Below are 13,962 nucleotides of genomic sequence, written 5' to 3' on the forward strand. Positions count from 1 at the left end.
GCCGTATCAAGGTGTTAAAAAGCCCCGCAGCGCGGGGCTTTTTTGTGGAGCTGACGCGGGCTTTCTCCTACACTCAGGGCACAAAAATAACCAGCGAAAGTGCCCATGTTAGATCCCTCCGCAAAAAAACTCTCCGATGAAGATCAGGCCAAGGTCGATCGATACCTACAGTCCGGCGTCAACAGTGTGGAGCGCAAGCCATTCCGCCCCTGGATGCTGCTGCTCGGCCTGGCCGCACTGTTGACCCTGTTATCGCTGCTGAGCCTGTATATCGCCCAGACTAAGGGCGTTGTCTAGCGCGGCGTGGAGCTTCCCAAGTGCTGAAGTAGCTGCCACTCGCTATCGGTGACCGGCTGAATAGACAGGCGCCCCTGTTTGACCAGAACCATCTCTGCCAGCTCGGGGATAGCCTTGATTTCGGCGAGGGGCACGGGCCGCTGGAATTTACTCTGCCAGCGAATATCCACGCAGTACCAGCGCGGCTTGTCCTCACTGGCCTTGGAATCAAAGTATCTGCTCGCCGGATCGAACTGAGCCGGGTCGGGGTAGGCCGCGCGTACCACCTCAGCGCTTCCCACAACAGCCGGAACCTTACAGGCGCTGTGGTAAAACAGCACACCGTCTCCCACCGCCACCTTGTCGCGTAAAAAGTTGCGCGCCTGGTAATTGCGGATACCATCCCAGCGCCCGCAACCTCGGGGTTCGGCGGCGAGGTCTGAAAGGCTGTATTCGTCGGGTTCAGACTTAAATAACCAGTACGTCATGCGGCAGTTTGTCTCTTTATTGCGCCGGTTGGTGTTTCGCCGGCTTTCGGCGCCATTTAGTATGAAGCTGCCGATTGCTGTCAAATCGGCGTATAGATTTTTACCCAATAAGCGGGAGATTATGGGAAGTAAAACACTGCTGTGGCTCTCACAAAAGCTGGCCAGTCATCGCTCACAATACTGGGCCCTACAGATCTGTGGCTGGGGCGGCTACACCCTGTTGACCTTTGTCGGCAGCTTTTTCTGGGTGAATGACCACTGGATACACTCGGGTTATATCATTGTTGCCACTACCGCCGGGGTTGTTCTCAGTGCGGGGATGCGCTTCGGTTTTCACCTGCTGTGGAGCAAGCCCCCGGCTGTGCGCCTGTTGGGGTCGCTGCTGCTGGTGGTGGTGGCCGCGTTGATTTGGGCGGCGATTAAGTTTATCGGCTCCCTGTGGCTCTACGGCCATGACGGTGATGAACACCCGCTGCTTCTGGCTATTTACTGGTTTACCTACTCGTTTCTGATTCTGATGACCTGGGCGGCGCTCTACTACGGTATCAGATATTACCGCGCCTCCCAGGCCCAGCAGGAAAAGGCGTTAAGGGCCAAATCCATGGCGCATCAGGCCCAGCTAAAAATGCTGCGCTACCAGTTAAATCCGCACTTCCTATTTAACACCCTCAACGCCATCTCCACTCTGATTCTCGATAATGATGGGCGCACGGCCAACAATATGGTGACCCGCCTGTCCCAGTTCCTGCGCCACTCGCTGGATAATGACCCGATGCAGAAGGTGACTCTGGCGAAAGAAGTCGAGGCGCTGATGTTGTACCTGGATATCGAAAAGGTGCGTTTCGCCGATCGCCTGGGGGTGAACCTGGATTTGCAGGGCGAATCTCCCCAGGCCCTGGTGCCCAGCTTGCTGTTGCAGCCTCTGGTTGAAAACGCGATCAAATACGGCATTTCACAGTTGGAGTTGGGCGGAGAAATTGGCATTAAGTCGCGGGTCTTTGCCGGCGAACTGCTACTGGAGGTCAGCGACAATGGCCCCGGTATGTCGGAAGAGGAATTGCGTCTGATTGGCCGGGGTTACGGGGTGGGCATACGTAATACTTGTGAACGCCTCAAGGCCCTGTACGGTGATGACCAGAGAGTGCGCTTCCGCAACCGCCCGGAGGGGGGCTTGTCGGTCAATATTCGTATTCCCTATGAGCAGGAATAAAAAATGAGTGGAATAGAAACCCTGAGAGCAATCGTTATCGATGATGAGCCCCTGGCTCGACGCGGCCTGCGCCTGCGCCTGGAACAGGTGGCCGATATCGAGGTGGTTGCAGAGAGTGGCAACGGCCGCGATGCGTTGGAAAAAATACTCGAGCTGAAGCCCGATGTGGCGTTTGTGGATATCCAGATGCCCGCTGTGAACGGTTTGCAGCTGGTGCAATTAATCCCTGTGGACTCTCTGCCCCATGTGGTATTCGTCACCGCGTATGATCAGTATGCGGTAGAGGCATTTGAAATTAATGCGGTGGACTATGTATTAAAACCCATTGAGGAAGAGCGGCTGGCATTGGCTTTGACCCGGGTTAGAGAACAGAGGGCCAACGCCGATATCGCCCAGCAACGGGAGCAATTGCTCGAGGCCGTGGCCGACCTGACCAAGGAATCCCCCGAGGCGCTGGAGCAGAAACTGGTCAATGGGCAATTTGCCGGCAGCGCCTACCCCGACAAAATTGCGGTGAAGGATGCGGGTAAAATCACCCTGGTGCCCTCCAGTGAGATCGATTGGATCGATGCGGCCGGTGATTATATGTGTGTGCACGCCCGTGGTGAGACCCATGTGATGCGCATTACGATGAAAGAGCTGGAGCAGCAGTTGGACCCGAAATTGTTCCAGCGCATTCACCGCTCGACCATCGTCAATTTAAGTCGAGTACGGGAAATACGCGCACATATTAATGGTGAATATCACTTGGTATTAGACAGCGGTGAATGTTTGAAAATGAGCCGCAGTTACAAGAATAAAGTACAGCACTTCCTCTAATAATCTATACGGGCCAGTAGCCACCAGAATATGGGTTATTGGTCCGACCTAAATTTCCAGGCAATTATGCCTGTGGGCCTTGTCTAAATTTTTTTTTCCTTTAGTGTTCTGCCCCAATTACAAAAAGAAGGGTCCAGGGAATGGCACTCACTCGCGCCGCTCTAAAAAATCCTGCAGCTACGGGTGTAGCTGTAGTTATGGTTGTATTGCTCGGTGCATTCCTTGCCAGCCGCCTGCCCGTGCAACTTTTTCCGGATATCACAACTCCCCGCATAGCCATTGAAGCTGATTGGCGAGCAGCTGCACCCAAGGAGGTGGAGTCAGAAATCGTAGAGCCTATTGAGTCGGTTCTACAAGGGCTTAGCGGCCTTGAAATGATGCATGTGAATGCGGTCCGTGGCGGTGCCTGGGTGAATCTGGAGTTCGCTATGGGTACCGACATCGATAAAGTACTGATCGATGTCATCAGCCGTATGAGCAGTTTGCCCCCGCTGCCAAGAGATGCACAGCCTCCTCGGGTGATTGTCGGGGGTCCGAATGGCAATACCCCGTCCCTGACTTACTTCTTTTTACAAAAGCTTCCGGGAAACGCCTCTCACCTGGATGACTATGCGGGCCTTATTGAAGACGTGTTGCGTCCGGAGCTTGAATCGATACCGGGGGTCGCGGGTGTTCGGGCTCTGTCTGGGCGTGCAGCCCGGGAAGAGTTACAGGTTATTTTCGACCCCTGGAAAGCGGCTGAACTCGGTATTCAGTTGCCCACTGTGGGGCGCCAGCTCGCCTCAGCACGCGACGTCTCGGGTGGCTTTACCGATGTGGGGCGCAGGCGTTACACCCTGCGTTTTACTGGAGAGTATAAGCCCGAGGAGTTGTCGGGATTAATTCTTGAATGGCGTGATGGCCAGCCGGTCCGCCTTGGGGATATTGCAGAGGTAAAGGTTGGACCGTCAGAGGCTCGCGGTGTCGCCACTCAGAATGGTAACCCGGCAGTATCGCTGCGCATTGATCGTACCAATGATGCCAATATGCTCGCGACGCTCGATCGAGTTAAGCAGAAGGTTGCAGAGCTTAATCAGACCAGACTGAAGGATGAAAAGCTGATATTGGTGCAGTCCTTTGATGCTTCAATATTTGTCTACCGAGCCTTGAATCTGCTCGGGGGCAATATGATTCTAGGTATCGTTCTAGCCGTGGGCGTACTCTGGTGGTTTATGCGACGTATGCGCGCCACTTTGATTGTCGCTGCGGCAATACCGGTTTCCCTTCTGGCCACGTTTATTGTCTTATCAGCAGCTGGGCGCAGTCTCAATGTTATTTCATTGGCAGGACTCGCTTTCGCCACAGGAATGGTGCTGGATGCTGCTATTGTGGTTTTGGAAAATATCATTCGTCTCAGAGAGAAAGGGATCAATGCGAGCGATGCATCTGAGCGTGGAGCGAGCCAGGTTTGGGGGGCGCTATTGGCGAGTACGGCGACAACGGTGGCAATCTTCTTACCGGTATTTTTTCTCCAAAGTGTCGAAGGCCAGATTTTTGGTGATCTCGCGCTAACCATTGCTGTTGCAGTCGTGTTTTCTCTATTAGTGGCAGTTGCGATAGTGCCACTGGCTACCAAGCTCTGGCTTCCCTCGATATCCACTGAGGATCGTCTCAAGGGCGCCTGGGATTCTATAACGGGCTGCGTTATGAGGTTGACACGCACTCCGATCAGGCGCTGGCAGGTCATTGCAGGATTGCTTCTGGTGCCCGTTGCCGTAACTTATTTTTTCCTGCCGAATCTCGACTACCTTCCTCCGGTAAAACGCGATGCGGTAGATGTATATATGTATTACCCCTCTGCCCTAAATAAAAAAACGTTGGAGACGGAGATCGTTAATGAGTTGGATCGCCGTATGGCGCCCTATATTAGCGGTGAAAAGGAGCCCGCCCTGAAAAATTATTACATTATTACCTGGCCGGGGGGGGGCAATATGGGGGTGCGGGTAAAGGATATGGATAGGGCCAAGGAGATGGAGCGCATCTTGCGCGAAGAGATTTTGGTGGATATCCCCGATCTTCGGGCTTTTGCTGCACGCGGTAACTTATTCAGCCGCTTCGGAGGTGGCCGGAGTATTGAGTTGCACCTCCAGTCCCGCGATGCTGATGCACTCATCGCGGCAGCATCTCACGGTGTCGATGTGATTAAATCCACACTGCCCGGCACGCCAGTGCGAACTAATCCCGGTCTGTCTCTTTCCGAGCCCGAGCTAACCGTTAGACCAAATGATCGTGCTCTGCTTGAGCAGGGCTGGAACCGCCAGGATATGGGGGGCTTGATCCGTACCTTGGGTAACGGTCTTTACGTGGGCGAATATTTTGATGGCGAAAAGCGCTTGGATGTGATTTTTAAAGCCGAGCCCTGGAGTGTACCGGAACAACTACAGAATACTCCGCTGGTAACCCCCCGAGGCAATGTGGTATCTCTCAGTCAACTCGTCGATGTAGAGCCTACAGTTGGGCCCGGTAGCCTCCGCAGAGTCGATGGGCGCCGTACCATCACCCTTAGTATTGTGCCGCCAGATGACGTCTCTTTAGAGGAGGTACGTGCACAGCTGGAGGCAGAAGTATTGCCGGAAATCCAAAAAGCCCTGCCGGAAGATGGCAATATTTTGCTGGGGGGGAATGTGAGCGACTTGGATAAAGCGCTGATCTCTCTTTCCCAGAATTTTATCCTGGCGTTGCTGATTTTATTTTTACTAATGAGCGCTTTATTCCGCTCTCTACGCGATGCGGGCCTGGTGCTCCTCACCGTGCCATTGGCAACAGTCGGAGGGGTGTTGGCTCTTCAGCTACTGAATCTTATTAGCTTCCAGCCGCTCGACTTACTCACCATGATTGGTTTTGTGATTTTACTGGGGCTAGTGGTAAATAATGCGATTCTGCTTGTTTATCAAACCCGGGTGGCGGAAGCTGCTGGTTCCGTACGGGTTGAGGCTGTGGAGCAAGCTTTGCGTCTGCGCTTGCGCCCAATTTTTATGAGCACCTTAACCAGCGTGTTCGGTATGTTACCTCTGCTGATTGCTCCTGGTGAGGGCAGTGTAATCTATCGTGGTTTGGCTGCGGTGATTGTTGGCGGTATGGCTGTCAGTACCTTATTTACATTGATTTTATTACCTGCACTATTGCAAACAGGACGTTTGCCCCTTCCCCAATTTACCCGCTTGCGCCAAAGGCTGGCTGTGAGGAGTTCCCAATGAAAAGACGAATAGCGTGTATTGCCTTGTCCTTGGCTGGTGCGGTACCGGTGTTAGCGCAAAATAATGCTGTTGCAGTTTTGGTTAATAGGGCGGAAATCCGCGAGATAGCGCCGAGTCAGTGGTCGGCGGGTAAGGTAGTGAGTCGCCGGGATATTCGAGTATCTTCAGAGCTGGATGGCTTATTGGAGTTCGTTGCAGAGCCGGGTAGTTTCGTCAGAAAAGGAGAGCCGCTTTCCAAATTGGATACCACCCACTGGCGACTGCAATTACGCAATAGTGAGAGCCGTATTGCACATTTGCGCGCCCGCCTTACTTATATGGATGCCCAGTTGAAGCGACTGAGCGCACTGGCTGAGAGCAATAGCACTTCGCGTGCGGCCTTAGAGGAGCAGCAGGCGGAAAGGGAAGCGATGGCTCAGGATTTGTTGGCCGCTGAAATTGAGCGTGATAGGTGTGCTTACGAACTTTCTAAAACGACCATTGACGCACCATTTGATGCTTTGGTGGTGAGCCGCGAATTGCAGGCGGGGGAGTATGTGCGTACAGGATCAGAACTCTTGCGCGCGTTGGATATATCACAACTTGAAGTAGAGGCGGATATTCCCATAAGGGCACTGCCATTGATTCAGGTAGGGGATATGATTGCCCTGCGCAGTGACGTTGCGTCTGCTTTGGAGGATGGCGGTGTCCGAGAGGTTGTCTTTACTGGTCGAGTACGGCAGTTTGTGCCAGTGGCTAGTGATAACTCCCGCCGTGTAAAGCTGATGGTGGAATTGCCACAGAGCCCTAGCCGGCATAGGAATTGGATTGTGGGTATGCCGGTACAGGTGTCAGTTCCCATTTCAGCGGCTAGCGAGACAACCGCAGTGCCAAGGGACGCCCTCGTATTACGAAATGGCGATACCTTTGTGTATCGAGTGGGGGAGGAGAATAAGGCCGAGCGGCTATCGGTACGCATCGGCAGTGGTGATGGTGAATGGGTGTCGGTAATTAGTGACCTCCGTGGGGGCGATCGGGTGGTAGTGCGCGGTGCTGAGCGCTTGCAGCCCGGGCAGGAAGTTAAAGTGTTATCGGAAGTGGTGCGCGATAAAGAGTTATTGCCGATGGGTAGTGGTTAACCACTTATAAAAGTTTGCTTAGTTCAGGGCGGTTTACTTTGTGCATGCGCCCTGAGCCTCTTAATTTCCAAATATATAAGTCCTCGTCTTTATTTTTCACATTGCCTAAGCGAAGCGGCAAAGTGGATAAGTTTTCCCTTTTGTTGCCTCCATTAGATATAAGTGCCCATTTGTTGATTTCTATTTTCTAGTTAGGGGCAAATTGCTCTGACATGGCTTGGTCGAATATATCTGGCAACTAGTCGCAATTAACTTGTGTGGGATTTATATTTCGATAACCTTTAGTGCCAATAAAAAATTGGGGCTGAAGTTATGGCATTGACACGCGCCGCGTTAAAAAATCCCGCCGCTGCGGGAGTCGCTGTGGTGATGGCCGTCCTGCTCGGGGCCTTTCTCGCCAGCCAACTACCCGTGCAACTTTTTCCCGATATCGACAACCCGCGTATCGCTATCCAGGCGGGCTGGCGAGCGGCAGCACCGAAAGAGGTGGAAGCGGAAATTGTCGAGCCGATCGAATCTGTATTGCAGGGCCTCACCGGCCTGGAGATGATGCAAGTCAACGCCGGTCGCGGCGGCGCCTGGGCAAATTTGGAATTTGCCATGGGCACCGATATGGACAAGGTGTTGATTGATGTGATCAGTCGTATGAGCAGCCTGCCGCCGCTGCCCCGGGATGCAGAACCCCCGCGCGTAATCCTCGGTGGCTGGGGAGGAGATGCCACCGCGCTGACCTATTTTTTTCTGCAAAAACTACCGGAAAATCACCGTCACCTGGATGATTACGCCGGCCTGATTGAAGATGTTCTGCGCCCGGCGCTGGAATCTGTGCCCGGTGTTGCCAGCGTTCAGGCCCAGGCGGGAAGCGCGGCACGGGAAGAACTACAGGTTGTTTTTGATCCCTGGAAAGCGGCGGAGCTGGGGGTAAAGTTGCCTGCGGTGAGCCGTCAGCTGGCGTCGGCACGGGACGTCTCTGGCGGATTTACCGATGTGGGACGGCGCCGCTATACCCTGCGTTTTGTCGGCGAGTATAAACCGAAAGATCTGTCTGAACTGGTGCTGGAGTGGCGCAATGGGCAGCCGGTGCGACTGGGGGATATTGCCGAGGTTAAGGTGGGACCGTCAGAGTCGCGCGGTATCACCACACAAAACGGCAATCCCGCCGTCTCCATTCGTATTAACCGCACCAACAATGCCAATATGCTCGCCACTTTGGAGCTGGTTAAACAAAAAGTTGCCGAGTTGAATGAGGGCAAACTGAAAACTGAGCAGCTGGTGTTGGTGCAGTCGTTTGATGCCTCGGTGTTTGTGTATCGGGCGCTAAACCTGCTCGGTGGCAATATGATTTTAGGTATCGTATTGGCTGTCGGGGTGCTCTGGTGGTTTATGCGGCGTATGCGCGCCACCTTAATTGTCGCCGCCGCGATTCCCATTTCATTACTTTCGACGTTTGTGGTGCTGTCCGCCGCAGGCCGCAGTGTGAATGTGATCTCCCTGGCGGGGCTCGCCTTTGCCACTGGCATGGTGCTCGATGCCGCGATTGTGGTGCTGGAAAATATCGTGCGCCTGCGGGAAAAAGGCCGGGGGGCAGAGGAGGCGGCGGAGCAGGGGGCGGGTCAGGTCTGGGGCGCACTGTTGGCCAGTACTGCAACGACAGTTGCGATATTCCTGCCGGTATTCTTTCTCAACAGCGTCGAAGGGCAGGTCTTTGGCGATCTGGCTCTGACGATTGCGGTGGCGGTGGTATTTTCCCTACTGGTAGCGGTGGCCGTGGTTCCCCTGGCCGCGCGCCTGTGGCTGCCGTCTATCTCCAATGAGGACCGCCTCTCTCCGCTGTGGGAAAAAATTACCGCGCGGGTGATGGCACTGACCAGTACCCCGGCTCGGCGCTGGCAGGTTATTGCTGGGCTGTTATTAATGCCGCTGGCTGCGACCTATCTATTTTTGCCCAACCTGGATTATTTGCCGCCGGTAAAAAGGGATGCGGTGGATGTGTGGATGAATTTTCCCGCATCCACGAATACCAAAACCCTGGAGACAGAAATCGTCGCCGAGCTGGATAAGCGCATGGCACCCTATATGCAGGGGGAGCGTGAACCGGCCCTGAAAAACTATTACGTGATCACCTGGCCCAGTGGCGGCACTATGGGCGTGCGGGTTAAGGATATGGACCAGGCCAAGGAGATGGAGAGAATCCTGCGCGAGGAGATCCTGGTGGATATCCCGGATTTCCAAGGGTTTGCCGCGCGGGGTAATCTGTTCGGCCAGTTTGGCGGTGATCGCAATATAGCCCTACACCTGCAATCCCGCGATGCCGAAGCCCTGATGCGCGCGGCCGCTCTGGGTGTGGAGGTTATTGAAGAGGTGATGCCGGGAACACCGGTGCAGACCAATCCGGGCTTATCTCTGTCAGAGCCCGAATTGACGGTGCGCCCCAATGATCGCGCCATGCTGGAGCAGGGCTGGAACCGCCAGGATATGGGGGGGCTGGTTCGCACGCTCGGCAACGGCCTCTATGTCGGCGAATATTTTGACGGTGAAAAGCGCCTGGATATTATCTTTAAGGCGCAGCCCTGGAGCACCCCGGAACAATTGCAGAATACGCCGCTGGTCACGCCCCGTGGGGAAGTGGTGCCGCTCAACCAGCTGGCCAGTGTGGAGCGCGCTGTGGGGCCGGGCAGTTTGCTGCGGGTCGATGGGCGGCGCACCATCACGCTGAATGTTGTACCGCCGGACGATGTGTCACTGGAGGAGGTGCGTGTGCAGTTGGAGGCGGAGGTACTGCCGAAAATTCGCGAGGTGCTGCCGGAGGATCAAAATATTTTGGTGGGGGGCAATGCCAGTGACCTGGATAAGGCTTTGGAATCCCTATCGCAGAATTTTGTCCTGGCCCTGTTAATTTTATTCTTGTTGATGAGCGCACTGTTTCGCTCCCTGCGGGATGCGGGCCTGGTACTGCTCACCGTGCCTCTGGCGACAGTAGGGGGCGTGTTGGCACTGCAAGTTTTAAATCTGATCGATTTCCAGCCCCTGGATCTGCTCACCATGATTGGCTTTGTGATACTGCTCGGCCTGGTGGTGAATAACGCTATTTTGCTGGTACACCAGACGCGCGCGGCAGAGATGGCCGGAAGCCGTCGGGTCGATGCTGTGGCGCAGGCTCTGCGCCTGCGTCTGCGCCCTATTTTTATGAGCACCCTGACCAGTGTGTTCGGCATGCTGCCACTGTTAGTTGCCCCCGGTGAGGGCAGTGTTATCTACCGGGGGCTGGCCGCAGTGATTGTCGGCGGTATGGCGGTGAGTACGCTGTTTACCCTGATTTTATTGCCGGCATTACTGCAAACTGGCAGCCTGCCACTATCGAATTTTGCGGCTGTGCGGGCAAGGTTTGCCCCGAGGAGTTCCCAGTGAAGAAATTACTCGCAGGTCTTGTTTTATCCCTGAGCGCCCACGGGGTTTGGGCGCAGGGTGATCCTATTGCGGTGTTGGTAGAGCGCGCGCAGGTTCGGGAGATCGCCCCGAGTCAGTGGTCTGCCGGAGAAGTGGTGAGCCGGCGGGATATCCTGATTTCCTCGGAACTGGACGGTGTGCTGGAATTTGTCGCCGAACCGGGCAGCTTGATTAAAAAAGGTGAGCGCCTGGCTCAACTGGATAGTACTCACTGGCGCTTGCAGCTGCGCAGTAGCGACAGCCGTATTGCGCAGCTGCGCGCACGGCTGACCTATATGGATGCTCAATTAAATCGCCTGCGCAAATTGGCGGAAACCAACAGCACCTCGCGGGCGGCACTGGAAGAGCAGCAGGCGGAGCGGGAGGCAATGGCCCAGGACCTGCTTGCGGCGCAGATTGAGCGCGACCGGCGCGCCTACGAGTTGTCTAAAACAGCGATTGATGCGCCCTTCGACACGCTGGTGGTGAGCCGGGAGTTGCAGGCGGGAGAATATGTGCGCACCGGCTCAGAATTGCTGCGCGCGCTGGATAGGTCGCAGATGGAAGTGGAAGCGGATATTCCCCTGAGTGCTCTGGCGCTGATTCGCATCGGCGACACAGTTGCCCTGCGCAGTGATTCTGTCTCCCCACGCGCTGATCAATTAACTAGCGGCCGGGTTCGTCAATTGGTACCCGTGGCCAGCGATCGCTCCCGCCGGGTCAAAGTGATGGTGGCCCTGTCGCAGGGTACGTCGGAGCAGTGGAACTGGATTGTCGGTATGCCGGTGCAGGTCTCAGTGCCCATTGCCCAGGCCGAGTCTACACTGTCTGTGCCGAGAGACGCCCTGGTTTTAAGAAATGGCGATACCTTTGTGTATCGAGTGGGCGAGGGGGATAAGGCGGAGCGATTATCGGTGCGTATCGGCAGCGGCGACGGTGAATGGGTGTCGGTGAGCGGCGATCTCAGCGGGGGCGACCGGGTGATAGTGCGCGGTGCCGAGCGCTTGCAGCCCGGGCAGGAAGTTAAAGTGCTGTCGGAGGTTGTGCATGATAAGGAGCCATTGGTGGCGGGCAGTGGCTAACCGTTTATAGGCCCTCTTTATATACAGGGCGATCGACTTTGCGCGAGCGCCCTGGCCCGCTAACATCCAGACAGATAGACCCCTTCCTTAATCCGTGCTAATTTTGCGGATACACTACTCTAAATGATAACTATTCGTATTGAATGGCGCGTATTTCTTTAAATAGGGCAGTCCCTATTTATGCTACCTGCGCACCACTCATCGATTTGGAGTGAGGTTTTAGCCGATGAAGAACAACAGCTTAGTAAAGAAAAAAGTGCTGTCTGCCTGGATTGCTGCTGCGGCACTCGCGCCGCTGGCAAGTTCTGCTGAAACTATTGAGGAGATTAGTGTTTACGGCGAGCAGGAGGAGACCAGTACAGCCTCGCGCCTGAGCTTATCTGTTTTTGATACCCCGCAAACCGTCACGGCGGTATCCCAGGCACAAATTCAGGATTTTGCCCTCCAGGATATCAATGAGCTGCTGGAGTACACGCCCGGGGTAACGGTAGAGAACGTAGAGACGGATCGTACCTATTACACCGCGCGCGGCTTTGATATCGTGAATTTCCAATACGATGGTATCGGGGTTCCCTTCTCCGCCGGTTTATCCCAGGGGCATCAGGACACGGCGATTTTTGAGCAGGTTGAAGTGGTAAAGGGTGCAGCAGCGCTGACCACCGGACTGGCCAATCCCTCGGCGACGGTTAACTTTATCCGCAAACGCCCGACAGAGGGGTTTGAAGCGGGGGTGAGTCTGATTGCCAATGACGAGGGCGGCCTGCGCACCGAGGGAGATATATCCGGCGCTATCAGCGATAAGGTGCGGGGGCGTCTGGTGGTTGCCGAGGAGCAGTCTGACTCCTACCTGGATCGCTATGAAACCGAAGGCAGGGTGTTCTACGGTATTGTGGAAGCAGATTTGACCGATTCCACCACCCTGACCTTAGGCCGCAGCCAAAATCGCAGCGAGTCCGATGGCAGCATGTCCGGGGCCCTGCCGCTTTACTACACCGATGGCAGTGCTACCGACTACGATATTTCCACCAGTACGGCACCGGACTGGGCTTTTCGCAATGTGGACAGAACCCAAACTTTTGCTGAGCTGAAGCGAGACCTCTCCGCCGATTGGTCTGTCACTGCACTGCTGACCCACAATGAAATCGATATGGATGTCGAGGAGATGTATGTCTACGGCACTCCAGACCGAGAGACTGAGCTGGGTCTGTACGGTTACGCCTTCGGCTATCAGCTGGATGAAGAGCAAACCATTGCCGATGTGTTCCTGTCAGGAAGCTACAGCCTGTTTGGCCGCGACCACGAGCTGGTGGTGGGCGCCAACTATGCGGAGATCGAATTAACCGGCCAATCGTTCTACAGTTACTCCGACGGTTTCCCAACTCTTGGCAGTGACTGGGCTAGTGGCACAACGGCGCGGCCTGACTTTATCGATACAGATAGTTACTACACCGGCCATTACGACGATCAGGAGCACAAGTCCCTGTACTTTGCCACGCGCTTAAATGTTACCGACAGTCTGTCCCTGTTGGCCGGTGCGCGCAAAATGAAAGTGGAACAGTCCGGTTACAGTTACGGTGTTGACGCCGATAGCTCTGCGGACGAAACAGTCCCCTATGTGGGGGCGACCTTTGATCTGAATGAGAGTCTCTCACTCTACGGCAGCTATACCGAAGTCTTTACCCCGCAGTCCTGGGTTAGCCCCGAATTTGCCCCCCTGGGTGTTGCAGAGGGAGATAGCTCTGAGGTGGGGGTTAAATACTCTCTCGCCGCTGGGCAGGCGACCGGCAGTTTTGGGCTGTTCGAATCCAGCCTGAATAATCTCGGTGAGTATGCCGGCACTGTGGATGGTGTGAATACCTATAATGGTCTCGACTTCACCACTAAGGGTGCCGAGCTGGAATTAATCGGCGCAATTACTGAGAATTTTAATGTCAGCTTTGGCTTCACTCACTTGAGTGAAGTGGTTGGCGATGACGGTGAGGATGTTCGTACCTATATCCCGCGCAACACCCTGAAAGTGGCCGTGGCTTACGATATGCCACAGGTTCAAGGCCTGAAGTTGGGCGGCGGTATCAACTGGCAGGACGATATTTATATTGAGCCTGCCGAGGGGGTTCGCGTAGAGCAGGATAGCTATGCGCTGCTCAGTGTCTTTGCCAACTACGATATTTCTGACAATTTAACCGTTGCTCTCAATATTGATAACCTGACCAATGAGAAATATCTCAACAGTCTCTACTGGACCCAGGGCTATTACGGCGCACCGCGCCAAGCGCAGGTGAGCGTGAGCTGGCGCTACTAAGGCGC

Annotated in this window: 9 protein-coding genes; 8 read left to right on the forward strand and 1 reads right to left on the reverse strand. The window is 54.9% G+C overall.

All coding sequences use genetic code 11. From position 1 onward, the window contains the following. The first annotated feature begins 105 nt into the window (after positions 1 to 105). Positions 106 to 297, forward strand: a complete 192-nt coding sequence (locus tag ACJJIK_RS16970; RefSeq protein WP_444943411.1) for a DUF3094 family protein — start codon at positions 106 to 108, stop codon at positions 295 to 297. Here the strand turns inward: ACJJIK_RS16970 and ACJJIK_RS16975 are convergent. Next, entirely contained in the window at positions 294 to 764 is a 471-nt protein-coding gene (locus ACJJIK_RS16975) for an EVE domain-containing protein (protein WP_444929466.1), read from the reverse strand. The two genes, ACJJIK_RS16970 and ACJJIK_RS16975, sit on opposite strands and share 4 nt — an antisense overlap. 121 nt (positions 765 to 885) lie before the next feature. Here ACJJIK_RS16975 and ACJJIK_RS16980 point away from each other — a divergent pair, with 121 nt between their 5' ends. The 7 genes from ACJJIK_RS16980 (at position 886) to ACJJIK_RS17010 (ending at position 13,957) form a co-directional block, all read left to right on the forward strand. Continuing rightward, the gene (locus ACJJIK_RS16980; RefSeq protein WP_444929467.1) at positions 886 to 1,974 is read left to right on the forward strand and encodes a sensor histidine kinase; all 1,089 of its coding nucleotides are present in this window, start codon (positions 886 to 888) and stop codon (positions 1,972 to 1,974) included. 3 nt (positions 1,975 to 1,977) lie between these two features. Further along, complete coding sequence (locus tag ACJJIK_RS16985) at positions 1,978 to 2,793, forward strand: LytR/AlgR family response regulator transcription factor (protein WP_444929468.1); 816 nt, start codon at positions 1,978 to 1,980, stop codon at positions 2,791 to 2,793. A gap of 140 nt (positions 2,794 to 2,933) precedes the next feature. Next, positions 2,934 to 6,029: an efflux RND transporter permease subunit gene (locus ACJJIK_RS16990; RefSeq protein WP_444943412.1), complete on the forward strand. Its 3,096-nt coding sequence runs from the start codon at positions 2,934 to 2,936 to the stop codon at positions 6,027 to 6,029. Continuing rightward, positions 6,026 to 7,147 (forward strand): efflux RND transporter periplasmic adaptor subunit, encoded by a 1,122-nt coding sequence (locus tag ACJJIK_RS16995; RefSeq protein ID WP_444943413.1) that lies wholly within the window; start codon positions 6,026 to 6,028, stop codon positions 7,145 to 7,147. Before ACJJIK_RS16990 ends, ACJJIK_RS16995 begins: the two co-directional genes overlap by 4 nt. 312 nt (positions 7,148 to 7,459) lie before the next feature. Further along, complete coding sequence (locus tag ACJJIK_RS17000) at positions 7,460 to 10,555, forward strand: efflux RND transporter permease subunit (protein ID WP_444943414.1); 3,096 nt, start codon at positions 7,460 to 7,462, stop codon at positions 10,553 to 10,555. Continuing rightward, a complete protein-coding gene (locus ACJJIK_RS17005; RefSeq protein ID WP_444943415.1) occupies positions 10,552 to 11,655 on the forward strand; it encodes an efflux RND transporter periplasmic adaptor subunit in 1,104 nt (367 codons plus the stop codon). Before ACJJIK_RS17000 ends, ACJJIK_RS17005 begins: the two co-directional genes overlap by 4 nt. Before the next feature lie 226 nt (positions 11,656 to 11,881). Continuing rightward, positions 11,882 to 13,957 carry a TonB-dependent siderophore receptor gene (locus tag ACJJIK_RS17010; RefSeq protein WP_444943416.1) on the forward strand — a complete coding sequence of 692 codons (2,076 nt, stop codon included), beginning with the start codon at positions 11,882 to 11,884 and terminating at the stop codon, positions 13,955 to 13,957. Positions 13,958 to 13,962: the final 5 nt, after the last annotated feature.

The sequence above is a fragment of the Microbulbifer regidiadema (SeqCode) genome (assembly GCF_052466995.1).

Excerpts from the sequence above, each read along its gene's own strand:
- ACJJIK_RS16970 (WP_444943411.1), top strand. The coding sequence starts at position 106 with ATGTTAGATCCCTCCGCAAAAAAACTCTCCGATGAAGATCAGGCCAAG.
- ACJJIK_RS16975 (WP_444929466.1), bottom strand. The coding sequence starts at position 764 with ATGACGTACTGGTTATTTAAGTCTGAACCCGACGAATACAGCCTTTCA.
- ACJJIK_RS16980 (WP_444929467.1), top strand. The coding sequence starts at position 886 with ATGGGAAGTAAAACACTGCTGTGGCTCTCACAAAAGCTGGCCAGTCAT.
- ACJJIK_RS16985 (WP_444929468.1), top strand. The coding sequence starts at position 1,978 with ATGAGTGGAATAGAAACCCTGAGAGCAATCGTTATCGATGATGAGCCC.
- ACJJIK_RS16990 (WP_444943412.1), top strand. The coding sequence starts at position 2,934 with ATGGCACTCACTCGCGCCGCTCTAAAAAATCCTGCAGCTACGGGTGTA.
- ACJJIK_RS16995 (WP_444943413.1), top strand. The coding sequence starts at position 6,026 with ATGAAAAGACGAATAGCGTGTATTGCCTTGTCCTTGGCTGGTGCGGTA.
- ACJJIK_RS17000 (WP_444943414.1), top strand. The coding sequence starts at position 7,460 with ATGGCATTGACACGCGCCGCGTTAAAAAATCCCGCCGCTGCGGGAGTC.
- ACJJIK_RS17010 (WP_444943416.1), top strand. The coding sequence starts at position 11,882 with ATGAAGAACAACAGCTTAGTAAAGAAAAAAGTGCTGTCTGCCTGGATT.